Raw genomic sequence first — 25,658 nt, 5'->3', positions numbered from 1 at the left:
CGCGCGATCAGCCCAGCGAGGTCACGCTTTGGTCACGGAACCGTCTTCCCTCAGCTCCCGGTACCGCAGGCCGGACGCTACGTCAACCTCTCCAGCCGACGCATCGCCGCCGCCACGTGCGGACCCAGCTCGGAGGGGTCCACGCCACGGCCGTCGAGCGTCCAGCCGAGGACCCGCTGCCGCACCGGCACCCCCCGGCAGCGCGTGCAGACGAGCACCCGCGTCGGCCGCCGGTGGCGGTGGACGAGGTGGCCGGCCGCGCACCGGCCCTGCCAGCGCCCCGGCACCACGGGCCCGTCCGCCCCCACCGCGTAGCACCGGTCCCCCGTCGCGCCCAGGGCTCGGGCACGGGCACGCCATACCGCGTCGTGGCCGTGCCCGGGGCCGACGAGGGCGTGCGCGACCTCGTGCAGCACCGTCTCGCGCACCTGCGCCTCGTCGTGCACCGCCGTGATCGCCCGGCTCAGCGTGATCCGCCGGTCGGTCCAGTGGCACGCCCCGGCCCGGACCTTGGCCCGGTCGAAACCGAACCCCCAGCCGGCCAGACCGTGCTCCCTCATCAGCCCCCGGGCCAGCGCCCCCGCCTCGTCGAGTTCCATGCCCCGCACCCTAGGAGGCAGCACCGACAGACCTGCGGCGTTATCGTCGTGGCTGTGAACCTTGAGAAAGTCGTCTTCGGCTTCTTCGTCCTGCTGGCGGCGACCCTGAACTTCGGGTACGTCCTCGGCGACATCGACAACCCGCGGCTGCACAACGTCTACGAGCTGTACGCCGCCGTCGTGGTCAACATCATCGCGACCATCCTGAAGTTCGGCGACCGCACCCAGATCGGTGCCGTCCACCTGGCCACCTCCCTGGTCGCCAGCATCCAGCTCATCGTCGCCGCGCTCGTGTGGATCTGGGCCCGGCACGTCGACCCGGGCGGGCTGACCGGGCAGCACATGAGCAGCGTCGTCTCCATCGCGGCCGGCGCGCTGCTCGCCAACATCGTCTCCATCGTCCTGCTCGTCGTGGAGACGGTCTCCTACCGCCGCCGCTGAGCGGCGCCGCCCACGATGGCCAACCTCCTCCAGCTCCTCGGCCGCGGCAAGCCGGCCCGGCCGCGCCCGGACTCGCTGCGCCGCTACCGCGTCGACGTGCCGATGGAGCTGCCGACGACCGACGCCGTCTTCCTCGTCCTGCGCCGCATGCGCACGCCGCTGGTCGTCATCGTCAGCGTCTTCGCCATCATGACCTTCGGGCTCAGCATGATGCCCGGCACCGAGGAGAACCCGGACCGGCTGGCCATCTTCGACAGCTTCTACGTCATCAGCTACACGGGCCTCACCATCGGCTACGGCGAGGTGCCGCACGAGTTCAGCTACGCGCAGCGGCTGTGGGTCACCGCGACGATCTACGCCTGCGTCATCGCCTGGTCCTACAGCATCGGCTCCCTGCTGTCGCTGTCGCAGGAGCAGACCTTCCGCCAGGCCATCCGGCTGCAGCGCTTCGGCCGCAAGGTCCGCGGCCTCCAGAACCCCTTCGTCCTCGTCGTCGGCTACGGCCAGGCGGGCGAGGCGGTCTGCCGGGCGCTGGAGGACCAGGGCCGCGACTTCGTCATCCTCGACGAGGACCCCGAGCGGGTCCAGCAGCTCGCGCTCGACGGCTACTCCAGCGACCACCCCGGCTTCGCCGCGAGCGGCCGGGACCCGCGCATGCTCGGCCTGGCGGGGCTCGGCCACGACCGCTGCGAGGCGGTGCTCGCCCTCACCGACAGCGACGAGACGAACCTCTCGGTCGTCATGTCGGTCAACCTGCTGCGGCCCGAGCTCATGGTCATCGCGCGCTGCAGCGACCGCGAGCACGCCCAGCAGATGCACGACTTCGCCGCCGACGTCATCATCAACCCCTTCGACCGCTACGGCGCCTACCTCGTCATGGCCCTGCGCCGCCCGGCCGGCTTCCGGCTGGCCTCCTGGCTCATGAGCAAGCGCGGCTCGAACCTGCCGCACCGGCTCTCCCACCTCACCGACGGGCAGTGGGTGGTCTGCGCCGACGGCACCTTCGGCTTCGAGGTGACCCGCGACCTGGAGAGCGCCGGGCTCGACGTCATCCTCGTCGACCCCGCCGACGGCCGTCCCGACGTCTCCGACGCGGTGGGGTTCATCGCCGGCGCCGAGTCCGACATCGTCAACATGGCCAACGCCGCGCACGCCCGCATCGAGAACGACCAACTGTTCATCGCCGTCCGGCAGAACTCGGCCGTCAACGCAGCACCGCTGCAGGCCTTCGACGCCGACTCGGTCTTCATCCCCACCGAGCTGCTCGCCCGCGAGGCGGTCGCCCGGATCACCTCGCCGAACTACTGGAGCTTCATCGACCACGTCCTGCACGAGGACGACGAGTGGGACCGCCGGGTCATGGACGAGATCGTCGCCGTGGTCGGTGACGAGACGCCGATCTCCACCCGCCTCGACCTCGACTTCACGAGCGCCCCGGCCGTGGTGCGGTGGCTGGGCGAGCACGAGCTGACGCTCGGTGACCTGGTGCGCGACCCGGACGAGCGGGACGTGCGGCTCGCCGTCTACCCCGCGGTGCTGGTGCGCTCCGGACGCCGCATCTTCACCCCGGGGATGGACGAGAAGCTCAAGGAGGGCGACACGCTGCTGCTGCTGGGCCGCGAGCTCGACCTGGCGGTCGTCCGCTCCACGGTGTTCCACGACTCCGCGGTGGAGTACGTCGCGACCGGGCGCGAGGTCGCCACGGCCTGGGTCTTCCGCCAGCTGCAGAAGGTCACCGGCCGGGAGAAGGCCACCGCCTCGCGCGGGCCCGTCCCCCCGCCCGACGAGGCCTGAGGGCGGCGGACGCCCGGCTCAGCGGCTGCGGACCTCGACGATGTGCCCCACGACCTGGGGCACCCACCCGCGCTCGCGCCGCATCCAGCGGACCGCGACGAGGTTGGAGGGGACGACGACGAAGTCGCCCGCGGCGACCGCGAGGTCGGTGCCGAAGACGTCGGTGACCACCTCCCAGGCCAGGTCGGTGTGCCGGTGCAGGTGCTCCCCGATCGCCGCGGCATACCGCTCGACGACCTCCTCGTGGTGCCCGTCGGCGCCCTGGGTCGCGAGCCAGCCGGCGAGCGCCCGGTCGAGCCCGGCGCTGATCGAGGCCAGGTCGTCGACGTCCACGCCGTCCGCCGCCACCGCCGCCAGGCCGGCGTCGATCCGGGCCCGCTCCGCCTCGCCGATCTTGCGCGACTCGGGGGTGAGCGGCAGCTCACCGACGGGGCTCTCACCCGGGTCGGGCAGGGCCCGCACCCGGGGCTCGTCGTCGGTCGACCGGGACCGGCCGAGCAGGTTCCGGACCTTGTCGAGGCCGGCCGACACCCGGCGTCCGCGATCGTTCATCCGGGCAGCGTAGCGCCCGGGAGCAGCAGGGGCCGACCACGAGGAGGCGGCTCGACCCGCCCCGGTCCCGGCTGCCGCCGCCCGACGCCCGTTGGTCACTTCGGGCCACCCGCCCTATGGTCGGGGTATGCCTGCACAGACCGAGTCCGTCTGGGACTACCCGCGACCCCCGGCCGTGGACACCTCCGGGGGGGAGCACGTCGTCATCCGCGCGGGCGGGCAGACCATCGCCGAGACCGTCGCGGCGATCCGGGTGCTGGAGACCTCGCACCCGCCGACCTACTACCTGCCGCTCGGCGCCTTCGTCACCGGCGTCCTGCAGCCGGCCCGCGACAACCGCCGCACGACCTGCGAGTTCAAGGGGTCGGCGACCTACTTCGACCTGGTGGTGGACGGCACCCGGCTGAGCCGGGCGGCGTGGACCTACCCGGACCCCACCCCCGCCTTCCGCGAGATCGCCGACTACGCGGCCGTCATGCCCAGCGCCATCGACGGTGCGACCGACCCGGCGGACGGCTGCTACGTCGACGGCGAGCGGGTGCAGCCGCAGGAGGGCGGCTTCTACGGCGGGTGGATCACCTCCAGGGTGCGGGGCCCGTTCAAGGGGGCGGCGGGCACCCAGGGCTGGTAGCCCGCCGGCGCCACCCGGTCGCGCCGCACCGGGACCGGTGAGGCAGGATGGACCGTCGCGCGTGCCGGGGCCGGGGGGCCCGCCACGGGCGGAACGCGTCGTCCATGTCGGACGGCGACCATCCACACAAGGAGGAATGATCTGATGCGACGTGCCCTGACCATGGCCACCGTGATGAGCCTGGCTGTCCTCACCGGCGCCTGCTCGGCCGAGGACGAGGACGCGGGCACCACCCCTGAGAGCTCCCAGGAGGAGAGCGCCGGGGACGACGCGGCGTCGTCGGGCGAGGAGGGCATGGCCGTCTCGGACGACCCCGCCTGCCAGGGCTTCTTCGCCAGCCAGGGGACCCCGCTCGCGGAGCGCGCGGCCACCCAGCGCGACGTCGTCGGCTCCGGCGACGACCTCGACCCGGTCGCCTTCTCGGAGGTGACGCTGCTCTCCGGCCGGCTCATGACGCTGGCCGAGGAGGCGGGTGGGGACCACGCGGCCCTGCTCGAGCGGATCAACGCCCCCTTCGAGGAGGTCAACGACGCGGTCGTGGAGGCGGGGACCCGCACCGAGGACGTCATCGAGATCCCCGAGGTGGACGTCTCCGACTCCGAGGCGGCCCAGACCGAGCTCGAGGAGGCCTGCGCGGCCTGATCCCGGATTCCGGACCCCGCGTATGCCGGTGGCCCGGACCCCGACCGCGTCGCGTGAGCGAGGGGGTCGGGGTCCGGGCCACCGTGCGTCGCGTCAGCCCTGCGTCATCAGATCGTCAGCGTCTGACCCGCGATGATGAGGTCCGGGTCGTCCAGGTCGTTGGCCTGCGCCAGGGTGTGCACGTCGGTGCCGTGCTGCGCGGCGATCTCCGACAGCGTGTCACCGTGCTGCACGGTGTAGCTCTGCGCGGCCGCGGGCGTTCCTCCCGCCGGCACGAGCATGATGTCGCCGGCGTAGATCAGCGCGCCGCCGTGGGCGAGGTCGTTGATCCCCACCAGCTCGGCGACCGTGGTGCCGTGGTGGTGCGCGATCTTCGCGGTGGTCTCGCCCCCGGCGATGACGTGCTCGGCGAGGTCGGCGTCGGCGGCCGGGGCCTGCTGCGGCGCGGCCTGCTGCGCCGGCTGCTGCGGCGCGGCCTGCTGTGCCGGCTCAGGCTGCGCGGGCGCCGCCGGGGCCGGGTCGGCAGGCTGCGCGGGCTCGGCCGGAGCGGGGTCGGCGGGCTGCGCGGGCTCGGCGGGCTGCGCGGGCTCGGCCGGGGCGGGCTCCGCCGGAGCGGGGCCACCGGCGGTCAGGCCGGCCTCGACGGAGCACACGGGCCAGGCGCCGGGGCCCTGGACCGCCAGGACGTTCTCGGCGATCGCGATCTGCTGCGCCCGCGTCGCGAGGTCGGCGCGCGGCGCGTAGTCGGTGCCGCCGAAGCCCTCCCAGGTGCTCTGCACGAACTGCAGGCCGCCGTAGTAGCCGTTGCCGGTGTTGATGCTCCAGTTGCCGCCGGACTCGCACTGGGCGACGGCGTCCCAGGTCTCGCCGCTGGCGGCCTGGGCGGACCCGGCGGACACGACGCCGGTCAGGCCGGTGAGGCCGGTGGCGAGGGCGAGCGCGCCCAGGCGAGGCTTGCGGATGGCACGGTGCTTCATGGTGGAACCTCAGGGGAAGTCGAGTACAGGGGGACCGCCGCAGGCTCCCCCGCGGCCCCTCCACCGTGACGGGGCAACCTGGACGTCGCAACCTGTCCACGGTCAGACTCCGGTCAGGAACGCGCGTCGCACCCCACTGAGCAGCGGCGACGTCTCACCACGTGAGACTGCTCACGTCCTCGCGTCGATGACGTCGAGGTCGCGCTGCGCGAACCGCAGGTGCTCCCACTCCTCCTCCAGGATGGTGCGCAGGCACGAGAGGGTCGACTCGGGGTATGCCGGTGCCCACGGGTTGCGCCGCGGCACCTGGAGGTCGTCCGTCGTGACCGTCGCGAGGTGGTCGCGGACCATCGCGACCCGTTCGGCCCGGACCTGCAGCACCCGTTCCCAGCCGGGGTCGGTCTCGTGGAAGACGGCGGGGTCGTGCCCGTCCAGGGCGTACTCGACGTTCGGCTGACCGATCGGGTGGTAGGGCTCGTCCAGCTCGAGCACGGCCCGCCGCAGCCAGGTGTCGGTCGCCATGACGAGGTGGCGCAGCGTCTGGGCGAAGCTCCACTCCCCGGCGACGGAGACGTCCACGGTGCCGGGCGGCATACCCTCGGCACGGGCGACCGCCCCCGCCCAGGCGGTCTCCAGGGCGGCCCACGCCGCCCGCAGCCCGTCCGGGTCCTCGGCCCGGCGCAGCGCCCGGCCGGGGTCGGTCGAGCTCGGCGTCGACCAGCGGCGCGACGTCGACCCCGTTGACCAGCAGCGTCCCCTCGCCCTCCAGCAGCCACGGCGCGTCGATCTCGGCACCGTCGACGTCGACGGCGCGCATCACGGCACCGGACAGCGAGCACCCGACGAAGCGGGCACCGGACAGGTCCTCGCCGCGGAACTCGCGCGGGGCGGACGCCTCCTCCGGCGCCGGGGTCGCCCCGTCGTCCTCCTCGTCCCTGCGCTCGTCCCGGTCTCCACCCTCGACCGCGGACAGGTGCCGCCAGACGCCCTCGGAGACGACCGTCACCGCGCCGTCGACCACCTGGACCGCGCTCTGGTCGTCGAGGGCGTAGGCGGGCACGCCCAGCGGCGCCACCCACCGGTCGGCTCCCTCCATCGGGTTCATCCCGACGTGCGGGTAGATCGAGAAGTCGACGACGCCCAGGGTCCGGTCGCTCCAGCCGTCGGGACGCCAGGTGACGAACGGCTCACCGATCCGGGGGGTCAGGACCATGCTGCCCGCGCTCAGCCCGACCCACACGGTGTCCGTCAGCGTCGGCAGCAGGTCGGCGAGCCCGGACTCGCGCATCCAGTGGGCGAGGTAGGTCGCGTCACCGCCGTCGACCAGCAGCGCGTCCGCCTCCTCGACCCAGGGCACCCAGCGCTCGCGGGGCAGGCTGGGCAGCGCGGTGAGCTCGAGGACGCCGAGCGAGGCCCACCCCAGGTCGCACATCCGGGCGGAGGACCCACCGGTGAGGAAGCGCCAGGCGTTCCCGGGGTCGCACATCGTGTGCCCGTAGGTCGCGGTCGGGATGGCCAGCGCCGCGGACTCGGCGACGGGCTTGCCGAGGAGGGACACGAGGGCCTCCTCGATGCTGGGGTTGGTGACCCCGTCCGAGGTGAGCAGGAGCTTCATACCGGTCCCTTCGCCGTGCCGCCCGAGGATGCCGCTGGGCGCCGGTCGCTCCGACCGACGGCGCGCGGCGGCATGAGGAAGAGTAGACCCGTCCGCGCCGACCGCGCAGCGGCCCGGAGGAGGCGAGGCGCATGATCCTGCAGGAGACGTCCACCCTGGCCAACGGGGTCAGCATCCCCCGGCTCGGGCTCGGCACCTGGTTCGTCAGCGACACGGCCGTCGTGCCGGCGGTGGGCGAGGCGCTGCGCCTGGGCTACCGGCACGTCGACACGGCCCCGGCCTACCGCAACGAGCAGGGCGTGGGCAGGGCGGTGCGCAGCAGCGGCGTGCCCCGGGACGAGGTCTTCGTCACGACCAAGGTCGACGCCGGGGCGAAGACCTACGGCGCGGCCCGGGACGGCATCGACGCCTCGCTGCGCCGGACCGGGCTGGACCACCTGGACCTCGTGCTCGTCCACAGCCCGACGCCCTGGCGGAGGTTCGGTGGCGAGGAGCGCTACCTCGAGGAGAACCGGCAGGTCTGGCGGGCGCTGGAGGAGGCGCTCGCGGCCGGCACGGTGCGGGCGATCGGGCTGTCGAACTTCGAGGTCGCCGATGTCGACAACATCCTCGAGGGGTGCACCGTCGCGCCCATGGTCAACCAGGTGCTCGCGCACATCAGCAACACCCCGCACGACCTCATCCAGCACTGACGCGACCGCGGCATCCTCGTCGAGGCCCACTCTTCCGTCGCGCACGGCGAGCTGCTGAAGAACGAGGAGGTCGCGCGGGTCGCGCAGCGGTATGCCGTGAGCGTCCCGCAGCTCTCGATCCGCTACTGCCTGCAGCTCGGCCTGCTCCCCCTGCCGAGGTCGGCGGACCCGGCCCACCTGCGCGCGAACGCGGAGGTCGACTTCACCATCACCGAGGAGGACATGGACCTGCTGCGCGGCGTCGAGCCGATCGCGGACTACGGCGACCACCGCGCGATGACCATCTACGGCGGCCGGCGCGACGTCCGCTCCCTGCTGGCCCTGGCCCGCGGCACGTTGCGGTCGCGCGTGCGGCCGCAACGTGGCCGATGAGGATGCGGCTTGCCGGGCTGTCGCCGCGTCCCGGCGACACGCCCGTCCGGAACGGCTCAGGTGCGCACGTGCGTACCTGAGCCGATCGGCACCGTCGTGTCGGCGGCACCGGCCGATCCCTCAGGTGTTCTCGCGCAGGTAGCGGCCGAAGTGCGGCACCGTGAAGGCGATCCGGCCGCGCTCGCCGGAGTAGATGAGGCCCTTCTTGAGCAGCGCGTCCCGCGGCGGCGACAGCGACTGCGGCTTGCGGCCCAGGTGGCCGGCGATGTCGGCGGTCGCCACCGACTCGATCTCGTCGATCTCCTCCCCCGTCTCCACCCGCTGCGCGGCCAGGTCGGCCATCGCCCGGAGGTACTCCCGCTCCCCCGGCGTCGCGCGCTCGTAGCGGCTGCCGAAGAAGCCGACCGCCAGCTCCGCCTCCGCCTCCGGGCCCGCGACCCGCACGTCCTCGGCGGTGATGGGGGACTCCGGCGCGAGGTCCCACACCTCCTTGCCGTAGGCCTGCAGGAAGTAGGGATAACCGCCGGTCGCGGCATACATCGCCGACAGCGCCTCCGGCGACCACGTGGCGTCCTCGTCCTGCGCGGGCAGCTGCAGCGCCCGCTCGGCCTGCTCCCGGGAGAGCCGGTCGATGCGGGTGTAGCGGAAGAGCCGCTCGGAGTAGGACTTGCTCGCCGACAGCACCGCGGGCAGGTGGGGCAGCCCGGCGCCGACGACGATGACCGGCAGCGCCGACTGGCTCAGCTCGTGGCAGGCGGCGCAGATCGCCGACACGTCATCGGGCTGGAGGTCCTGCATCTCGTCGATGAAGACGCCGACGCCCTTGCCGACGTCCGCCGCGAGCCCGCCCACGTCGGAGAGCAGCTCGACGAGGTCGATCTCGATGTCGCCGGAGTCGGCGCGCCCGGTGACCGCGGCGACCTCGATGCCGGGGTTCCACCGGTCCCGCAGCTTGGCCCCCGGCTGGTCCTTCTGCGCGAACGCCTTGATGACGCCGAGCACGTGGTCGACCTCGTCCCCCTGCGGGTGCCCGAGCTCGCGCACCGCCACGTGCAGCGCGGCCGCCATGGGCCGGCGCATGCCCTGCTCCGGACGCGCCTCGTACTTCCCCGTCCCCCAGCGGGAGCGCACCGCGGCGCCCCGCAGCGCGTTGAGGAGCACGGTCTTGCCGACGCCGCGCAGCCCGGTGAGCACCATGGAGCGTTCGGGGCGGCCGCGCTGGATGCGCTCGAGCACCACGCGGAAGCGGTCGAGCTGCTCGTCCCGGCCGGCGAGCTCGGGTGGGCGCTGGCCGGCGCCGGGGGCGTAGGGGTTACGGATGGGATCCACGATGGCACTGTATGCCGTTCTCTAGCGATTCTGTCAGAGACACGCAGACACGGTCATCGTCGACCTCCCGGACAGACGACGAGGGCCGGGGAGCGCCTCGCGCTCCCCGGCCCCGTCGACGGATGACTCAGATGCGGTCCGACTCGCCGGTGGCGGCGGCCAGGTTGTTGTGCTGCGTCTTGATGTCTTCCTTGGCCTCGTTGAGCGCGTCGACCAGCTTGGGGGTCAGCGTCGGCTTGAACGTCTGCCAGGCGTCCTTGAACTTCTCCGAGTTGGCACCGGTCCAGACGGTGCTGTTGAGCGACTTGTCGATGTCCTCGGACACCCGCTGGATGTCCAGGGCGGAGGTGTCGAGCGTCTTGTGCAGGTCTCGCAGAGTCGCGAGTTCACCACCAACGGCCATGAGTAGTACTCCCCTTCCGAGGGTTCGTGGAAATGGTCCCGACCGCATCCCCCATGAAACCCCTCGGCGGTGCGGCCGTTCCTCACCCTAGGCAGACCCGGACGCCGTGTCCACCCCACCTCCGACATCTTCGCGCCAAAGCACGACATCGGCAGCATCCTGCCCATGGGGCGGGCGCCGGGCGGCGAGGGCACCTGTCCCGGGGGTGGCGGCCTCAGCCGGGCCAGACCACCTGCACCCGCTCCGCCTGGCCGGCCAGGACGAGGTAGCCGCCACCCGGGGGCAGGGACTGCCCGTAGGCCGACCTGTTGAGGCGGGCCCCGAAGAGGTCGGCGTCCGCGCTGGACTGCGGGTTGAGCAGGACACCGGTGCCCGCCTTCTTCAGCACGGCGGACGGGCCGCGGTAGTGGCTCTGCATGTCCGAGGCCGTGCCGGCACCCACGAGCATGCTGTCGGAGTCGCGCATCTGCTCGATGGCCTTGACGAGGGCCTCGGCCAGCCACCCGTCCGAGCCGACCAGCTCGGTGTCGTCGACGAGCACGACCAGGGGCTCCTCCCCTGCCACGAGGGCGGTGAGCTGCTCGGTGACCTCGCTCTGGTCGCTGCCCAGGTCCCAGGGCCCGTGCACCCCCGGCGACCCGGCGAGCTCGCGCAACGGGCTCTTGCGCGGCGTGACCAGGGCCACCTGGCACCGCGCCCGGAGCGCCTCGTCGGCGAGCTGGCGCAGGACGGTGGAGCGTCCGCTGCGGCGGGGGCCGGTGACCAGCACGGCCGGACCGTGCTCGACCGCGTCGAGGTGCCGCAGGCCCAGGGTGTCGCCGCCCACGGCGACGGCCAGCGCGGTGTCGGGGACGGTGAGTCCTTGCGCCCGCTCCTCATCGCGCAGCCGGTGCGCCTCCTGAGCGGTGAACCGGACCGGGAGCAGGTCGACGTGGAACGGCCGACGCGAGCGCGGCAGGTCGGCATACCGCTGCGTGGCGGCCTTGCCGAGCGCCTGCAGGGCGCGCACCTGGGCCGTCCCGGCCGGGTCGTCGGCCAGCAGCGCGAACTGCGTCTCCCGGAGACCGTCGGCCCGGAAGCCACGGCCCTCCGGCATCCGCTCGGGGACCTTCTTGGCCGGCATGCCGATGTTGGAGAAGTCACTGGGGTCGGTCATGCGCAGCATGATCTTGTCGTCCAGCAGCGTGCCCATGCGACCCATGACCACCGAGCGGTCGCCGGTCATGACGACCCGCACCCCCACGGCGGCACCCTCCTGGAGGATCTGCTGGACGGCGGCCACCAGCCGACCCCCGTCGAGGGAGTCGTAGACCTGGAAGAAGCCCTCCCAGCGGTCGAAGAGCACGAGCACGTAGGGCAGGCGCTCCTCCTGCGGCACGGCCGCCCGCTGCTCGGCGACGTCGGCGTAGCCCTCCTGCGCCAGCAGCTGCTGCCGCTCGCTGATGAGGGCGCGCAGGCGGCCGACCAGCCGCTCCATGCGGTCGGTCTGGTCGCGCAGGACGACCGCACCCACGTGCGGGAGGGCCTGCAGCGGCAGCAGGGCGTTGTTGCCGCAGTCCACGCCGTAGACGTGCACGTCCTCCGGCGACAGGTCCCGGGCGACCGCCCCGGCGAGGACCCGCAGCGCGCTGGATCGTCCGGTGCGTGCGGCCCCGACGACCGCGAGGTGGGACCCGGTCGCGAGGCTGTATGCCGCCACGTCCCGGCGCTGCTGCGCGGGGAGGTCGACGACGCCGATCGGCAGGCGCATCGTCCGGGCGTCGGGCACGGCACCGGGGAACTGCTCCAGCAGCTGCTCGAGGGTGACCACGTCGTCCAGCGCCGGCAGCCACGGGCTGGCCGGGGCGCGCACCCCCGACTCCTCGCTCGCCTCCTGGCAGGCCTGCACGAGGGCCGCGAGGTCGGTCGCGACCGAGACGTCCTCCTCCGCCGCCTGCGCCCGCGGCGGCGCGACCCCGAGCTCGGCGAACGGCATACCCCGCAGCTCGACCTCGGCGGCCCTGCCCTCCCCGCGCGGCCGCCCACCGACCCGGGAGGACTGGAAGGGGATGAGGCTGGAGTGGCCGAGCCGGGCGTAGCCGCGCCCCGGCGTCGACTGCGAGATCTCGGCGGCGTCGCGGGCCTCGATGACGTCCTGGGAGTCTCCCGAGTCGGTCACGCGCAGGGCGATCCGCAGATTGGTGTTGGACTTGATCTCGGCGCTCACCACCCCGGCCGGCCGCTGCGTCGCCAGGATGAGGTGCACCCCCAGGGAGCGCCCGCGCCGGGCGATGTCGACCAGCCCGGTGACGAAGTCGGGGAGCTCGGCGACGAGCGCGGCGAACTCGTCGATGACGATGAGCAACCGGGGCATCGGCTCGTCGTCGGGCCCCCGGGTCGCGAGGTAGTCCTCGATGTCCTTGGCGTCGGCACCCGCCAGCTGGTGCTCGCGACGACGCAGCTCGGCCCCCAGCGACTCCAGCGCCCGACCGGTGAGGTGGCCGTCCAGGTCGGTCACCATCCCGACGGTGTGCGGCAGGCGGTTGCAGTCCTTGAAGGCCGCACCTCCCTTGTAGTCGACGAGCACGAAGGTCATCTCGTCGGGCCGGTTGTGCACCGCGAGCGAGGCGATGACGGTCTGCAGCAGCTCGGACTTGCCCGAGCCCGTGGTGCCGGCCACCAGGCCGTGCGGACCGTCCTTGACCATGTCGATGGCGAAGGCCCCTTCCGTGCCCTCCCCGATGACCGCCCGGGTGGTCCGCCCGACCGACACCCAGCGCTCCTGCACCGCGGCGGCGGTGGGCGGGTCGAGCCGGAGCACGTCGAGCAGGCGGCTCGAGGTGGGGATCGTCGCCGCGGCGTCCTCGGCCGACACGTCCCGCACCGGTGCCACCGCCCGTGCCACCCGCTCCCCCCATGCGGGGCTGACCAGGTCAGGGCGGACGCCCTCGATGACCCACTGCTCGCTCACCGTCACCCGCATGAGCGGCTCGTCGGCCTGGACGACGGCCCGGCACTCCTCCGGCAGCAGCCGCTCGTCCTCGTCCAGGCACAGGAAGGTGATGCCGACCGAGGGACCGCGCTGCAGCAGCGGCACCATGCCGGGCAGCAGGCGCAGCCGCCGGGACCCGTCGAGCACGACGAGCAGCGGCGGGAAGGTCACGCCCTTGCTCGAGAACGAGCCCGAGTCGGCGAGCTCGAGACGGCGCTCGAGCTCGGCCACCAGCTCGGCGATCCGCCGGGCCGTGGTCTCGTCATCCACCCCCACCTGGGCCAGCTCGGGGTCGCCGTCGTCGGAGCGCAGGTGCGGCAGCCACCGCGTCCAGTGCCAGTCGGCCTCGCCGTCGGCCGAGGTGAGCAGGGTCATGTCCAGGTCCACCGGTGAGTGCAGGACCGCCAGCTGGGCCACGACCCACCGGCCCACCGCGCGCCGGGCCGGACCGGCCAGGCCGGTCACGCCGGCCTCCAGCAGGCTGACCGTGACCGGCACGTCGGGGGCGGTCCACGCGAGGTCCCCCTCGTGCTCCTCCCGGGCGTTGGACTTCACCGTCACCGAGGACACCTGGTCGGCCGTGCCGAAGCGGGCGACCAGCCAGTCCGGGTCGCTGCGGCGCCGCTCCCACAGGCGTCGCCGGGGCCCGATGGCGGTCATGAGCACCTCACCGGGGTCGGCGAAGTCACGTCGCCGGGCGGACCGCTCGTCGGAGAGGCCGGCGAGGGCGCTCTGCTGCACCTTCCGCATCCGGGCGGTGTACTCGGCGAAGTCGTTGCGGTAGCGCTTGCGCTCCTGCGACCGACCACTCACCCAGTTGGAGATGGCCATGAGCGGCGTCAGCGCGATGAAGATGAGCGTGTAGAGGCGTCCGGTGATGAGGTACATCGCCAGGCCCGCGAAGGCCGGCAGGAAGATGAAGGCCCAGGGGATCTGCTGCCCCAGCGGCCGCCGCGGCTCGTTGGGCAGGGTGAACTCGGTCTGCCGGGCCGCGGGCAGCAGCCGTGGCGGCCGGTTGTAGTCCAGGGTGGCGCCCTGCGGGCTGAGCGACAGCGAGGCGTCGGGCGCCGTCGGCACGGTGAGCTCGAGCAGGCAGGGACCCACCACGAGGGCCTGCCCCGGCTCCCACACCTGGCCCGGCGCCACCTCCTCGCGGTCGATGTGCAGCAGGGGCGTGGGCGCGTCGGCGCCGATGACCCGGGTCCCCGGCGGCAGCTCGCTGTAGGTGCTCTCGCCGGCACGGCGCTGCTGGATCTCGGCCTCGGCGTCGAGCACGATCGGGCCCGGCAACGGGCGGCTGCGCCACACCGGCTGCTGCAGCACCCCCAGCAGGTCCGGGTCCGGGTCGAGGACGACGGTGCCGTCGGGCCGCACCTGCACGGTGAGGCAGACCTCGGGCAGACCCACCGGGGGCATGGCCACCGCGGCGTGCACCGTGCTGCCGACCACGTGCTCCCCGGTGCTGAGCCGGGCCACCGTGCCCGCCCCGGGACCGGAGGAGATCCGGACCTCCACCACCCCCCGCGGCTCGGCCAGCAGGTCGCCCACCGACCCGCCGACGCCGACCACGGAGCCGTGGCGGACCGGGCTCGCGGCCAGCGGCATACCCGGGTCGAGCCGCCGGTCACCCACGTAGAGCGGGGGCGGGGTCACGGCCTCGCGCTCCCGGTCGGCGACCGCGACCGGGGCCGAGGAGGGTCCGTCCTCGCTCCGCACGACGCGCAGCTGCGGGACCTGGGCCTCGGCACCCCCGCCCGCCCCCATGGCGGCGAGCGGGCGCCGGCGTGCGGTGGCGTCGGACACCCGGCGGGCCAGGGCGAGGGCGAGGTCGCCGACGGTGGCGTCGTCCTCGGTGTCGACGACGAGGTCCAGCGGGTCCGAGGGGCCCTCGGCCGCGGCGATCGCCGTGATCAGCAGCCGCACCGGCTCACCCGAGCTCGCGCAGGTCCGGGCTGAGGTGCTGAACGAGGGACACGGTCTCCGGCTCCAGGGCGGCGTCGCCCAGCGCGGCCGTCATCTCCCTGGTCACCCCGGCCGCGTGGTCGGGGTCCGACCCGCCGAGGAGACGCAGCAGGTCGCGCCACAGGGCCTGGGCCTGCGGCACGAGGGTCAGGCCGTCCCGCAGGGCCCGCTCGGCGGCCGGACGGTCGCCGGAGCCGGCGAGCGCCGAGGCGGTGTGCCGGGCCACGGCGGTGATGACGACGCGGGCGTCCCGGGCCGCCTGGTGGAAGGCCAGCCAGCCGTAGCGGGTGCCGGGGGTGCCGGAGAAGGCTGGTCCGCGGGCCTGGTCGAGGACCTCCGCGAGCTCGCGCGGCGGTGTGTGGCGCCGCCCGGCCAGGGCCGTCAGCTCCAGCCAGTCGACGTGGACCTCCGGGCCCAGGCGCCAGCGACCTGCGTCGTCGCGGTCCAGCACCGGGCTGCCGTCGCTGCCCGTGCCGAGCCACTGCGTGGCCGAGGCCAAGGTCGCCTCCACCACGTCGTCCTCGACCCCGCGGGGCCACAGGGAGATGCGCAGCACCGCGTCGTGCACCCCTTCCGGGTGCAGGGCCACCAGGGTGACCAGCTCGGTGAGCAGCTCCTCCCGGCCGGGGGTGACCTGGCCAGGGGCCTGGACGAGCACCGGGCCGAGGAGCCCGACGTGGGCGAGGGCCGACTGCCGGTCCCACATCGGGGCGGCCTCCGCGACGGGGCGACGCTGCGCGGGCAGCGTCGCGACGGCGTCCAGGGGGCCCAGCGCGGCCGTGCGGGCGGCTGCCTCGGCACCGCTCTCGGCGGCCTCGCGCACCCACCCGGCGATCCGGTCCAGGTCGCCGTGGCGCAGTCGACGGGCCGTGCCCGACAGCCCGAGCACGCCCAGGTCGAGCTGACCCGAGGCGTCGACGACGAACCGCCAGCGCGCGGACAGGGTCTGGCCCACGCAGAGGACCGCCAGCCCGGTGCGGCCCGCGGCGAGCAGCTCGGTCAGCTGCTGCGCCTCCTGGGGTCCCGGGCTGCCGGACAGGACGATGACGTGCGGCCGCAGGTCCGGTCCCGCACCGGCCGAGCGCCCCGCGAGCACGCCGTCGACCCCGAGCCCGCGCAGCCGGGAACGGTGGGCCTCCACGTCACGCCTCCCGACCTCCAGCGCCTCCTCGATCGAGCGGACCTGGTGGATGCGGCCGGGGGCGAGGTCGGCCAGCGCCTCGGTGCCGCTCCCGGCGAAGCCGACCAGCGTGGCCCGGGCCCCGTCGGACCACGCGTGGGTCACGAGGTCGACGACGGTCGACAGGGCGACCTCGCGGGCGACCTGCGGGTCGCCGCCGATGCTCACCAGGCCGGGGGCGTACTCCAGGTCGACGAGCAGGTCGAAGCCGTGGGACCGGGCCACGTTGACGAGGGCCGGCCAGGGGGCCGGCCCGGTCACGGGGTGACCCTCCAGGTCGCCCGCGCGCAGGACCCAGACGCCACCCTCCTCGGTCTGCTGCCAGGGCGACGGGGGTGCGGGGTGGTCGGCGCCCCCCGCCAGGTGGACGACGAGCTGCTCGTCCCCGACGTAGACCGCGGCCGCGTCCGGCAGGTCCAGCCCTTGGTCGCGGCGGCCGGCCACCAGCACCCGCAGGCCCCGGTCGAGCAGCTCGGCCCGTCCCCCGTCAGCCGCGAGCCGGAGGGCCTGCTCGGGGGCACCGGGGTCGCCGTAGGCGCCGCGGCGGGTGGAGAGCGCCAGGGCGAGGCCGGCCAGCACCATGCCGCCACCGAGGGCCAGGTCGCCCAACGGGACCTGCTCGGCCTCGCCACCCTCGGTCGCACCGGCGGGTGCGGTGTCCGCCGAGACCCCGCCGCCGGCGGGGACGGCCAGGTCGGCCGCCCGGCCGACCGCGCCGGAGCCTGCCTCTCCCGCGGCCTGCGCGGTGACGTCCGCCGTGCGTCCACCCAGCTCGTCGAGGACCGCCTGGCTGGCCTCCGGGGCGGGCGTGGGCGCCGCGGCCGGCGCCTGGGTCCGCACCGAGGTGATGTCGGGGCCGGTCGCATCGGCCGGCATGACCAGCTGCCAGCCCGGCTGGATGAGGTCGGCCTCCTGCAGCTTGCGTCCGTCGGGCTGCGTCCGGCCCTGGTTGAGCTGGTAGAGCTCCTTGTAGCGGTAGGGGTCCCCCAGCGTCCGGTCCGCGATGTCCCAGAGGGTGTCGTGGTGGCGGCCGGACGGCGGCTTGACCTCGTAGAACTTGGTGACGGTGGAGGAGGCGACCTCGGACCTGGCCTCGGCCACGGCGCCGGACGCGGTGGGGGCGGAGTCCTCCCGCGCCCCGGCCTCCCCGACGCCGACCCCACCCGTCGCTCCCTGCTCGGCGGCGGCGCCGGCCTGCGCGGTGCTCACGACGGAGGCCGCCGGGGCCCCGGACTGTCCGGGCGCCTGGCCCGTCATGGTCGCCGACCCCGCCAGGAGGAGGACGCCGGCGATGAGACGGCGGGCGACGAGCTGGGACCCGGCCCCCGCCGGCACCATGCCGGGCAGCCGCCCGGCGCGCACGGCCCGCCACTCGGCGAGGAGGCAGACGACGAAGTGGGCCCACACGAGCCACACCAGCACCGCCACGATGTTGATGAGCGCCTCGGCGGTCACCGGGGCGGTCAGCCAGTCGAGGCTGGGCGCTGCTGTCGGGAGGGGGTTGCCGACGAGGAGCACGAGGCCCACCGGCACCCCGACGACGAGCACCAGCAGCCCGAGCAGGGCGGCCAGCCCTCGGGGGACGGACCGCTCGGTCCGCTCCGGGCGGGGCAGGTGGTCGGCCGCGGTCCGCGGCCGGAAGCCCGGCGACGGGGTGCGCCCGGACCTGGGGCGCCTGGGTGTGGTGGTGCTCATCGGTGATCCTCCCCGGATCGCTGTCGGCTCAGGTCACGGGCGGACCAGGGCCTGGACCTCGTTGACCTGCATGAGTCCCTCGCCGCTCTTGACGAAGGAGTGGAAGGGCTGCCACTCGCCCTGGATGCGCGCGTCGATCTGCCACTGGGCGTGGATCTCACCCTGGTAGGTGTCGTCCGGCTGGGTCTGGCTGGCCTGCTCGTAGGCGTGCCAGCAGGCCTCGGGCACGGTCCGCGGGGTGTCGTCCGCAGTGACCTCGCGACCACCGCCGGGGCAGCGCACGACCGGCCCCCCGCGACCCTCGGGATAGACGAGCAGCTCGGTGATGCGGCCCCGCATCTCCACGCCCGGGATGGACAGGTCGACGTGCAGGTCGTCCTCGCCCGCGTTGTAGAAGGCCACGTCGTCGTTGACCCACGGCACGGCGCTGGGCGAGGAGAGCATGACCGGGTCGGGCACGTTGCCGCGCCGCACGAAACGGTCGATGAAGGCCTGCTGGTTGGGCGTGAGCTCGGTGAGCTCGGGGTCGTCGGGCTCGTAGATCCAGATGCCGACGGCGAAGAAGATGCCTCCGGGCTCGATGTCCAGGGACTTGCGGTCGATGCCGCGCAGGCACCGGCGCCAGTAGTAGTCCGTGCCCTCCGGCGGCGCCTGCAGCTCGATGTCGCTGAGCTCCTCCGCGGTGAGCCGCTCGTGCCAGCAGTCCGGCAGGTCGTCCCCCTGGAGCACGTCGCGGATGCTGGGCCCGTCGGAGGCGTTGGCCGACACGCACACACCGCCCACCGAGTTCGGCGAGGCGATGAGCGAGCAGGCGCCCCCACCGGTCTGGTACGTCTTGATGCGGGTGCGGTTCTCGGCGGGCCACACCACCGGCTGGCCCTCACGCGGCTCGGTGTTGACCCCGGCCTGCGCGGCCGGGGGGAGGGTCGCCAGCAGCAGCGCGCCGGCCAGTGCGGCCGCGGCTCCGCGCGAACGCAGGGCGGGCGTGCTTACCATGATCGTGTCTCCACCTCGGTGGTCGAGCAGTTGATGGTCCCGGAGTACAGCGCCTCGACGAGATAGTCCCCCTCCGCGCCCGGGTCGTCCACGAGCGAGTACTCGATCGACGACACCTCCAGACCCGTCATGCCGTCGTCCGAGCGCGAGGGATCGGCCGAGAACCCGTCCGTCACCATACATCCTTGGACCGACCATGTCCCGTCCTCCAGCTCGGTGACCTGCAGGGGCGTGAAGGGCAGCGGCCCGGGGTAGGCCCGGCCGAACTCCTCCGCGAAGACCTCGACGAGGCCGTCGTGGCCGTCCTCGTCCAGGGTCGCGAGCCATCCCTCGTCCCGGGGGTCGTCGGCCGTCGCCGCGCGGGCGAACGCCTCGTTGAAGCGCCCGACCGCCCGGACCCGGGGGTCGTCGTCGAGCTCGCCCTCCTCGACGACGAGCGGCGGTGGCTCGGCGGTGAAGGTCGCCCAGGTGTCCGGCAGGTCCTCGGCCCCCTCGTCCTCACCGTCACCCTCGTCCTCGGAGGCCTCGTCCGTGGCCTGCTCCTCCGGCGCGGTCTCCGCGGAGGTCGGTGCGGCCTCCTCGGTGGTCGGCTCGTCCGTCGCCGCGACCGCGTCGTCGGAGGACAGGGCCGTCGGAGAGCTCTCCGGCACCCCGCTCGAGCCGCCGCAGGCTCCCAGCACGAGCGGCAGCGCGCAGCAGGCCAGCAGCCGGGCGCGGGCGGGGGCGGTCCTCCACGGGGAGGTCGTCGTCGTCATCGTGGTCCTCAGGGGGCGGGGGGGCCGGGCTCGGGGTCAGGGTCAGGGTCGGGCGGCCCGGGCTCGGGCCCGGGGTCCGGACCGGGATCCGGGTCCGGTTCCGGCTCGGGATCCGGCGCGGGCGGCAGCAGCTCCCCGGCCACCGGCTCGGCGCGCCCGACGCCGGAGGCGCTGAGGCTGCGCACCCCCACCATGCCCAGCAGGGTCGTCGGGATCTGCGTCTCCACCCGCACGACCATGGTGTAGGGCCGGGGGCTGTCGTCGGCCGGCTCGATGTCGGTGACGCCGCAGCTGGTCACCGCGCTGCGCTGCAGCACCTGGGCGCAGTAGTCCCCGACGTTGCGCCGGGCCTGCTGGGGGTCCAGCGTGGCCGGCGGCTCGGGCTCGACGGCCTGGGCGCCGGCCCTCGCGGCCTCCTCGGCATAGGCGACCGCCTGGCTGCGGGCGTTGAGCTGGCGCGAGGCGTCGATGACGAGCCCGGCGATGAGCAGCAGGGACAGCGCCACCACCGGGATCACCGGGAGGATCGACCCGCGCTCCCGGCCGGCGCGCAGCACCTGGACGAGCCGGCTCACGGGTCCACCCCGCGGTACTGGTCCACGACGGAGGCGAAGGAGGAGGAGGGTGAGACGCGCCCCGGGGCACCGGGCATACCGATGTCGGACAGGGCGTAGCTGCAGCTGGCCTGGACCATGAGGGTCGAGCCGGGCTCGAAGTCGCCGGTGATCTGCACCGTGAGGCTCGCCGGACACCCCTCGATCGCCCGGGTGTTCTCCTGGAGCACCGCCATCGCGCTGCTGCGCGCCTCGGGCATCGACCGCGCCTGGGTGGCCACCCGCGCGGCGTCCCGGGTGCCGGCCTCGAGGTGGCCGTTCGCCCAGGCGACCCGGCCGAAGGTCCAGGCCAGGGCGAGCATGAGGAGCACGATGGGCGCGGCGAAGGCGAACTCGAGCGCGATGGACCCGCGCTCCCGGGTGGCGGTATGCCGTCCCATGTCGTCCTCGTCTCGGTGCTCTGCTGTCGGTGGTTCTGGAGGGGGGTGGGTCAGGGGGCGAGCTCGGGCTCGAGGAAACGCTCCACGGACCCGGAGGCGTCGGCCGTGGCCGTGAGCCGCAGCCCCGGCACGAGGGTGATGACGCGGCCGCTCACCGTCACCGTCACCCGGGCGGTGCCGTCGCCCTCCTCGACGTAGGTGCTCCCCACCTCGGGGTCCGTGAGGCCCGGGCCGCCGACGTTGGCGGCGAAGCGCTCGGTGCGGGCGATCGCATCGGGCTCCAGCGCGGCGTAGGCGGACCGGTCCTCGGCGAGGCGGAGCATGGACACCCCTTCCCGGGCCGCGTGCGTGGCGGCGGCCCGGCCGTAGAAGAAGAACGCCGCCTGCAGGCTGAAGAAGATCAACGAGAGCAGGACCGGCGCCACGATCGCCAGCTCCAGCGCCGAGGTGCCCCGGTCGACTCCCCGCCGGGCCTCCCGCCGCGTCCGCACCTGCGGGCGACGGCGGAAGGGCATCAGCAGGTGCCGCCCGGCCCCACGTTGCCGCAGGACTCGACCTGCGCGGCCCGCGTGGCGATGACGTTGTAGACGGCGGCCCCGATGAGGGCTGCCGCGACGACGACCACCGCAGCGATGAGCGCCCACTCCAGCGCGGAGGCCCCGCGGTCCTTCTGGGCGATCAGGTCGCGCCGGACACGCAGCGCATACGCTCTCATCGATTTCATGGACACCCCTCGGTCATGGTCATGCCCCCGGGAAGAACCAGGGTCGCAACTCAGGATAGTTGCACAACTACCCTGACGACGCCACTCGGTCCACGGTTCCCTCAGATGGCCTGCTCGGTCATGAGCGCGACCAGCGCCGGGTAGGCGAGGTAGACCAGGAACGCCACGACGAGCAGCATCTGGGCGATAAGCATGGACTGGGACCGCTCGCCCTCGTCCCCCTCGGCCTCGGACAGCGCCTTGCGGCGCATGGTGGTGGCCCGGGCGGTGAGCGACTGCCGGATCTTCGCCCCGTCGTCGGCGGCCAGGACCAGCGCGCCGGACAGGCTCTCCAGCTCCTCCAGGCCGATGTCCTTGCCGAGCCGCCCCAGCGCCTCCCAGGGGGTGGTGCCGAAGAGCCGGGCGTTGGCCAGGGTCTGCCGGATGCGGACCACGGACCAGTGGTCGCTCACCGAGGAGGCCGCGAGGAGCGCCTCGGGCAGACCGCGGCCACCCGCGAGGTTCATGGCCACCAGGTCCAGGAAGATCCCCACCGTCCTGCGGAACTCCCTTCGCCGCTGCTCGGCCTCGGCCCGCAGCGACAGGTCGGGCAGGAAGAAGCCGAGCAGGCCGAGCAGGAGCCCCAGGCCGAGGGGCATGGACGGGCCGATGTCGAGGCCGCCGAGGCGCAGCGCCCCCCACACCAGGGGCCCCACGAGGAGCAGCATCGTGCCGCTCACGACCTTGAGGGCCAGCATGGCGCCGACGCTGCGGTTGAGGATGGTGAGGTCAGCGCGGTGGCGGCTCATCTGCCAGCCACGCTGGGCGGCCAGCACCTCGAAGCGGTCCGCGAGGCCGGTCATCACCGAGCGGCCGCGGCTGCTCATGTCGGCGAACGACGTGTCGTACTCCGACAGCGTGTGGGTCTGCATCGAGCGCGAGCCGGCGTCGATGCGGGCCACGAGGGTGGCCACGCCGGGCCGCGGCCGCAGCAGCGTGCGGACGAAGAGGTAGACACCGAGGCCGACGAGACCTCCGGCCAGCATGGGCCAGACCATCGAGCTCACCGTCGGCCTCCCCGGTCGGCCCGGCCCGTCTGCGCGCCCTCGCGCACGTCGTCGAGCAGCTGCTCCATGTCCCGCGCCCGGGCCTCCCGGTTGACCACGAGGAACCTGCTGAGCTTCTGCGGCTCGGACAGCCGGCGCATCCACAGCAGCCCGCCGGCGAACAGGCCGGCCACGACGAGCAGGACGCCCTGGCCGGCCAGGCTGGCGTAGGGCTCGACGTAGACGCGGTTGAACAGCGCCAGACCACCCATGACGGACAGCACGATGACGACGATGATCTTTACCGAGCGCCGGATGGAGCGCCGGCTGGCGGAGATGCGCCGCCGCATGTCCAGCTCCTCGCGGGTGGAGACCGCGAGCGCGCCCAGGACGTCCCGCAGACCTGGCCCGCGCAGCCGGGCGTTGAGCACGAGCGCCGAGCAGATGACGTCGGCGGAGGGGTCGTCCAGGTCCTCGGCGAAGTCGATGAGGGCCTCCGAGAGCGGCTCGCGGATGCGCAGCCGGTCGACGAGGAGGTTGAGCGAGGACCGGATCGAGGGGCCGGCGTTGACGGCCGTGGCGGGGATGGCCTGCTCCAGCCCGACGGCCCCGGCGATGGTGTCGCGCAACGACTCGGTCCACGTCGCCAGCGCCTCGAGCTTGTTGATCCCGGCGGTCTCGGCGCGGGAGTCGCCGGTGAGCTGGTCCCAGAGCCCGGCGAGCAGCCCGATCCCGATCGCGGCCACCACCCACCGGGTGAGCAGGAGCACGAGAAGCCCGACCACGATGCCGGCGACGAGGCGGCGGCTGACCCCGCCCAGCGTGACGTTCTCGAAGCGCCGGGGCGTGGACGGGTCGCGCTCGGGCAGGCCGACCACCGCGAGGACGGCGACGTAGAGCCCGAGGCCGACGACCGCACCGGTCGCCATGGGCATGAGCAGGGTGTAGAGCTGGCCCATCAGTCCCACCGGGTGACCGGTGTCGGCGTGTAGCCGAAGGGCACCAGGTCGTCGATGCACTCGATGGGCGCCTTGGCCCGGGCCACCCCGTCCGGACCGGCCGCGAAGACCTCGGAGGAGAGCACCCGGCCGTCCACGCCGGTGACCTCCCGGATCGACTGCACGCCGCGCAGGAGTCCACCGCCCGTGGCGTGCTCGTTCTTCTTGCGCAGGAACACGACGAAGTTGACGGACCCGGCGATGAGCATGTGCGTGGCCTCGACGGGGAGGTTCTCCTCGGCCTGCAGGGCATACGTCGCGATGCGGTTGAAGACCTCCATCGAGGAGTTGGCGTGGATCGTCGACAGGGACCCGTCGTTGCCCTGGCTCATCGCGTTGAGCATGGTGACGATCTCGTCACCCAGGACCTCGCCGACGATGACCCGCGAGGGGTTCATGCGCAGGCTCCGGCGCACCAGCTCGGCCATCGTCACCATGCCGACACCCTCGGAGTTGGGCAGCCGCTCCTCGAAGGCGACGACGTTGGGGTGCTGGTCCTCGAACTTGTCCAGACCCAGCTCCAGGGCCCGCTCCACGGTGATGAGCCGCTCCTCGGCCGGGATCTCGGCGGCCATCGCGCGCAGCATCGTGGTCTTGCCCGAGTTGGTGGCCCCCGCGATCATGATGTTCTTGCGGGCCGCGACCGCCGCCTTGAGGAAGCGCATGACGTCCTCGCTGAAGGTCCCGGTGGCCACGAGGTCCTCGAGGCTGACCTGACCGAGGCGCGCGCGCCGGATCGACAGCGAGGGCCGCTGGCAGACCCCCATGACGGCCGAGAGCCGGGAACCGTCCGGCAGCCGCAGGTCCAGCTGGGGGTTGGCGGAGTCGAAGGGCCGGGAGGTCAGACCGACGTTGGCCGCGAGGATCTGGATGAGCTCGATGAGCTCCTCGTCGCTGTCCGCGACCGGGGCCGCGGTCTCCTCGTGCCCGTCGGCATACCCCACGAAGACCCGGTCGCAGCCGTTGATGTCGATGTTCTCGACCTCGCGGTCCTCGAGCAGCGGCTGCAGCCGGCCGACCCCGAAGAGGGCCGCGTGGATGGCCGCCGCGACCCGCTCCTCCTCCTCCGCGGTCGGCGGCACGCGCCCCTCGGTGATCATGAGCGTCGCGTGGTCCTCGAGGACCTGGACGATGAGGGAGCGGGCGAAGTGCCGCTCGTCCTCGCTGCTCATGGGCGAGCGGCCGGCGACCTCGTCGCGGCGGCGCTGCTGGTTGAGCCGGTCGGCGACCTGCGACCGCAGGGTGCGCACCAGCTGGTTCATCTCCGCCTGCTGCTCGGGGCTCGCGCCCGCCAGCAGGGGGGTCGAGGACGTGGTCATCGCAGGGTCCACCTCTTCTTGCCGGGTCGCTCGCGGCGGCGGCGCCGCTCGCCCTGGGCCGCGTCCTGCTCGCCGGCGCCGGCGTCAGGCGCCGGGCCGGCGGGCCCACCCTCGGGTATGCCGTCGGCAGGCTCCTCCTGCCCCGTCGCGGCGCCGGGGGCGGAGGGCGGGTCTTCCGTCGTCGGGTCCGTGGTCTCGTGCTCGTCGGTGCCGGTGTCGAGGACCACGGCAGGCCCCAGGGCCGCGACGAGCCGTTCGACGAGGGAGCGACCCGAGCGCACGAGCATGGTGCGCTCCGGGCGCGACACCGGGTCGCCGTGGAACATCCGCTCCGGGCGGGGGTCGAGGGCGACCTGGCCGAGGTCCAGCACGTCGGGGAAGTCGGCTCGCACCGTGGCGACCGCCGAGGACGCCTCGTCCTGACGCTGCACGCCGGAGAGCGCCACCAGCCCGATCCGCGGGGCGTCGGCCCCCAGGGCGGCGAAGGTCTGCGTCAGCACCGTCAGCCGCTCGCGCATGTGCATGACGCTGGCCGGCTCGGCCCGCACGACCCCGACGACGAGGTCGCTGCGCTGCACCAGCGAGAGCTGGCCGGAGCGCGCGGCGAGCTGGCCGGCGTCGACGACCACGTCGGTGCCCGGCACCTCCCGGAAGGCGCGGGCCAGCGTCGGCCACAGCGCGGCCGAGGCCTCGGCCTGCTCCGAGGTCTCCAGCCCCACGAGCACCTGCTGGCCGCCGAGGGCCACCTGCGAGTGGTCCAGGACGACACCGGAGGACAGTCCGTGCCGGGCGAGCGGCAGCAGGGTCAGCAGCCCCGGGTGCTGGGTCAGGGCCAGACCCGACGCGGAGGGAAGCCGCATGAGCAGGTCACCGCCGTTGCCGTCGGCGTCGACGAGCAGCGTGGGACGCGGCCAGAGGGCGGCCACCAGCATCGAGGTGCTCGTGACGCCGGGCGCGCCCTTGGCGCTGAAGAAGGAGATCAGAGCCACGGC

Annotated in this window: 24 protein-coding genes and 1 pseudogene; 6 read left to right on the top strand and 19 right to left on the bottom strand. The window is 73.8% G+C overall.

Annotation, left to right across the window (positions count from 1 at the left end; translation table 11 throughout):
• Positions 1 to 77: 77 nt before the first annotated feature.
• The gene (locus Q0967_RS06120; RefSeq protein WP_298748575.1) at positions 78 to 599 is read right to left on the bottom strand and encodes a SprT-like domain-containing protein; all 522 of its coding nucleotides are present in this window, start codon (positions 597 to 599) and stop codon (positions 78 to 80) included.
• A 54-nt stretch (positions 600 to 653) separates the two neighbouring features.
• Here Q0967_RS06120 and Q0967_RS06115 point away from each other — a divergent pair, with 54 nt between their 5' ends.
• Together Q0967_RS06115 and Q0967_RS06110 are read left to right on the top strand one after the other, a co-directional pair.
• The gene (locus Q0967_RS06115; RefSeq protein ID WP_139719370.1) at positions 654 to 1,040 is read left to right on the top strand and encodes a DUF6394 family protein; all 387 of its coding nucleotides are present in this window, start codon (positions 654 to 656) and stop codon (positions 1,038 to 1,040) included.
• 15 nt (positions 1,041 to 1,055) lie between these two features.
• Positions 1,056 to 2,834, top strand: coding sequence for a potassium channel protein (locus Q0967_RS06110; protein ID WP_298748577.1), 1,779 nt, complete (start codon positions 1,056 to 1,058; stop codon positions 2,832 to 2,834).
• Between the two features lie 18 nt (positions 2,835 to 2,852).
• Here Q0967_RS06110 and Q0967_RS06105 read toward each other — a convergent pair whose 3' ends face one another.
• Entirely contained in the window at positions 2,853 to 3,386 is a 534-nt protein-coding gene (locus tag Q0967_RS06105; protein ID WP_298748578.1) for a DUF3806 domain-containing protein, read from the bottom strand.
• Positions 3,387 to 3,513: 127 nt separating this feature from the next.
• Here Q0967_RS06105 and Q0967_RS06100 point away from each other — a divergent pair, with 127 nt between their 5' ends.
• Positions 3,514 to 4,017, top strand: coding sequence for a DUF427 domain-containing protein (locus Q0967_RS06100; protein ID WP_298748579.1), 504 nt, complete (start codon positions 3,514 to 3,516; stop codon positions 4,015 to 4,017).
• Between the two features lie 144 nt (positions 4,018 to 4,161).
• Positions 4,162 to 4,659, top strand: a complete 498-nt coding sequence (locus tag Q0967_RS06095) for a hypothetical protein (RefSeq protein ID WP_298748580.1) — start codon at positions 4,162 to 4,164, stop codon at positions 4,657 to 4,659.
• Between the two features lie 107 nt (positions 4,660 to 4,766).
• Here the strand turns inward: Q0967_RS06095 and Q0967_RS06090 are convergent, their stop codons facing one another.
• From Q0967_RS06090 to Q0967_RS06080, 3 genes and pseudogenes are all read right to left on the bottom strand, one after another.
• The gene (locus Q0967_RS06090) at positions 4,767 to 5,636 is read right to left on the bottom strand and encodes a transglycosylase family protein (protein ID WP_298748582.1); all 870 of its coding nucleotides are present in this window, start codon (positions 5,634 to 5,636) and stop codon (positions 4,767 to 4,769) included.
• Between the two features lie 171 nt (positions 5,637 to 5,807).
• A complete protein-coding gene (locus Q0967_RS06085; RefSeq protein ID WP_298748584.1) occupies positions 5,808 to 6,431 on the bottom strand; it encodes a DinB family protein in 624 nt (207 codons plus the stop codon).
• A 184-nt stretch (positions 6,432 to 6,615) separates the two neighbouring features.
• Positions 6,616 to 7,251 (bottom strand): annotated as a pseudogene (locus tag Q0967_RS06080) (Type 1 glutamine amidotransferase-like domain-containing protein); the annotation flags it as partial.
• Between the two features lie 131 nt (positions 7,252 to 7,382).
• Between Q0967_RS06080 and Q0967_RS06075 the strand changes: the two are divergent.
• Both Q0967_RS06075 and Q0967_RS06070 read left to right on the top strand, forming a co-directional pair.
• Complete coding sequence (locus Q0967_RS06075) at positions 7,383 to 7,943, top strand: aldo/keto reductase (protein ID WP_298748586.1); 561 nt, start codon at positions 7,383 to 7,385, stop codon at positions 7,941 to 7,943.
• 12 nt (positions 7,944 to 7,955) lie between these two features.
• A complete protein-coding gene (locus Q0967_RS06070) occupies positions 7,956 to 8,315 on the top strand; it encodes an aldo/keto reductase (RefSeq protein ID WP_367181611.1) in 360 nt (119 codons plus the stop codon).
• A gap of 120 nt (positions 8,316 to 8,435) precedes the next feature.
• On the opposite strand, the gene Q0967_RS06065 is transcribed toward Q0967_RS06070, so the two are convergent.
• The 14 genes from Q0967_RS06065 to Q0967_RS06000 form a co-directional block, all read right to left on the bottom strand.
• On the bottom strand, positions 8,436 to 9,644 hold the full coding sequence (locus tag Q0967_RS06065; protein ID WP_298748587.1) for an ATP-binding protein: 1,209 nt from the start codon (positions 9,642 to 9,644) through the stop codon (positions 8,436 to 8,438).
• A gap of 127 nt (positions 9,645 to 9,771) precedes the next feature.
• Positions 9,772 to 10,047 (bottom strand): WXG100 family type VII secretion target, encoded by a 276-nt coding sequence (locus Q0967_RS06060; RefSeq protein WP_058891933.1) that lies wholly within the window; start codon positions 10,045 to 10,047, stop codon positions 9,772 to 9,774.
• 214 nt (positions 10,048 to 10,261) lie between these two features.
• Positions 10,262 to 14,941: an FtsK/SpoIIIE domain-containing protein gene (locus Q0967_RS06055; protein WP_298748590.1), complete on the bottom strand. Its 4,680-nt coding sequence runs from the start codon at positions 14,939 to 14,941 to the stop codon at positions 10,262 to 10,264.
• A gap of 4 nt (positions 14,942 to 14,945) precedes the next feature.
• Positions 14,946 to 17,855: a LysM domain-containing protein gene (locus tag Q0967_RS06050; protein WP_298748591.1), complete on the bottom strand. Its 2,910-nt coding sequence runs from the start codon at positions 17,853 to 17,855 to the stop codon at positions 14,946 to 14,948.
• 33 nt (positions 17,856 to 17,888) lie between these two features.
• Positions 17,889 to 18,851 carry a hypothetical protein gene (locus Q0967_RS06045; RefSeq protein ID WP_298748593.1) on the bottom strand — a complete coding sequence of 321 codons (963 nt, stop codon included), beginning with the start codon at positions 18,849 to 18,851 and terminating at the stop codon, positions 17,889 to 17,891.
• Positions 18,845 to 19,606, bottom strand: a complete 762-nt coding sequence (locus Q0967_RS06040; RefSeq protein ID WP_298748595.1) for a hypothetical protein — start codon at positions 19,604 to 19,606, stop codon at positions 18,845 to 18,847. The genes Q0967_RS06045 and Q0967_RS06040 overlap by 7 nt, the downstream gene beginning before the upstream one ends.
• A gap of 8 nt (positions 19,607 to 19,614) precedes the next feature.
• Entirely contained in the window at positions 19,615 to 20,181 is a 567-nt protein-coding gene (locus tag Q0967_RS06035; protein WP_298748597.1) for a Tad domain-containing protein, read from the bottom strand.
• Positions 20,178 to 20,600, bottom strand: a complete 423-nt coding sequence (locus tag Q0967_RS06030; protein ID WP_298748600.1) for a TadE/TadG family type IV pilus assembly protein — start codon at positions 20,598 to 20,600, stop codon at positions 20,178 to 20,180. The genes Q0967_RS06035 and Q0967_RS06030 overlap by 4 nt, the downstream gene beginning before the upstream one ends.
• A gap of 50 nt (positions 20,601 to 20,650) precedes the next feature.
• Positions 20,651 to 21,115, bottom strand: a complete 465-nt coding sequence (locus tag Q0967_RS06025) for a TadE/TadG family type IV pilus assembly protein (protein ID WP_298748602.1) — start codon at positions 21,113 to 21,115, stop codon at positions 20,651 to 20,653.
• Entirely contained in the window at positions 21,115 to 21,324 is a 210-nt protein-coding gene (locus tag Q0967_RS06020) for a hypothetical protein (RefSeq protein WP_139719341.1), read from the bottom strand. The genes Q0967_RS06025 and Q0967_RS06020 overlap by 1 nt, the downstream gene beginning before the upstream one ends.
• 101 nt (positions 21,325 to 21,425) lie before the next feature.
• Entirely contained in the window at positions 21,426 to 22,361 is a 936-nt protein-coding gene (locus Q0967_RS06015) for a type II secretion system F family protein (RefSeq protein WP_298748778.1), read from the bottom strand.
• A 5-nt stretch (positions 22,362 to 22,366) separates the two neighbouring features.
• Positions 22,367 to 23,308: a type II secretion system F family protein gene (locus Q0967_RS06010; RefSeq protein WP_298748780.1), complete on the bottom strand. Its 942-nt coding sequence runs from the start codon at positions 23,306 to 23,308 to the stop codon at positions 22,367 to 22,369.
• Positions 23,308 to 24,666 carry a CpaF family protein gene (locus Q0967_RS06005; protein WP_298748605.1) on the bottom strand — a complete coding sequence of 453 codons (1,359 nt, stop codon included), beginning with the start codon at positions 24,664 to 24,666 and terminating at the stop codon, positions 23,308 to 23,310. Before Q0967_RS06005 ends, Q0967_RS06010 begins: the two co-directional genes overlap by 1 nt.
• On the bottom strand, positions 24,663 to 25,655 hold the full coding sequence (locus tag Q0967_RS06000) for a hypothetical protein (protein WP_298748607.1): 993 nt from the start codon (positions 25,653 to 25,655) through the stop codon (positions 24,663 to 24,665). The genes Q0967_RS06005 and Q0967_RS06000 overlap by 4 nt, the downstream gene beginning before the upstream one ends.
• Between the last annotated feature and the right edge of the window lie 3 nt (positions 25,656 to 25,658).

Source organism: uncultured Serinicoccus sp., from assembly GCF_947500995.1.
Lineage (GTDB): Bacteria > Actinomycetota > Actinomycetes > Actinomycetales > Dermatophilaceae > Ornithinicoccus.
The sequence above is the reverse complement of the archived record's forward strand: the minus strand, read 5'-3'. Positions and strand labels throughout refer to the sequence as shown.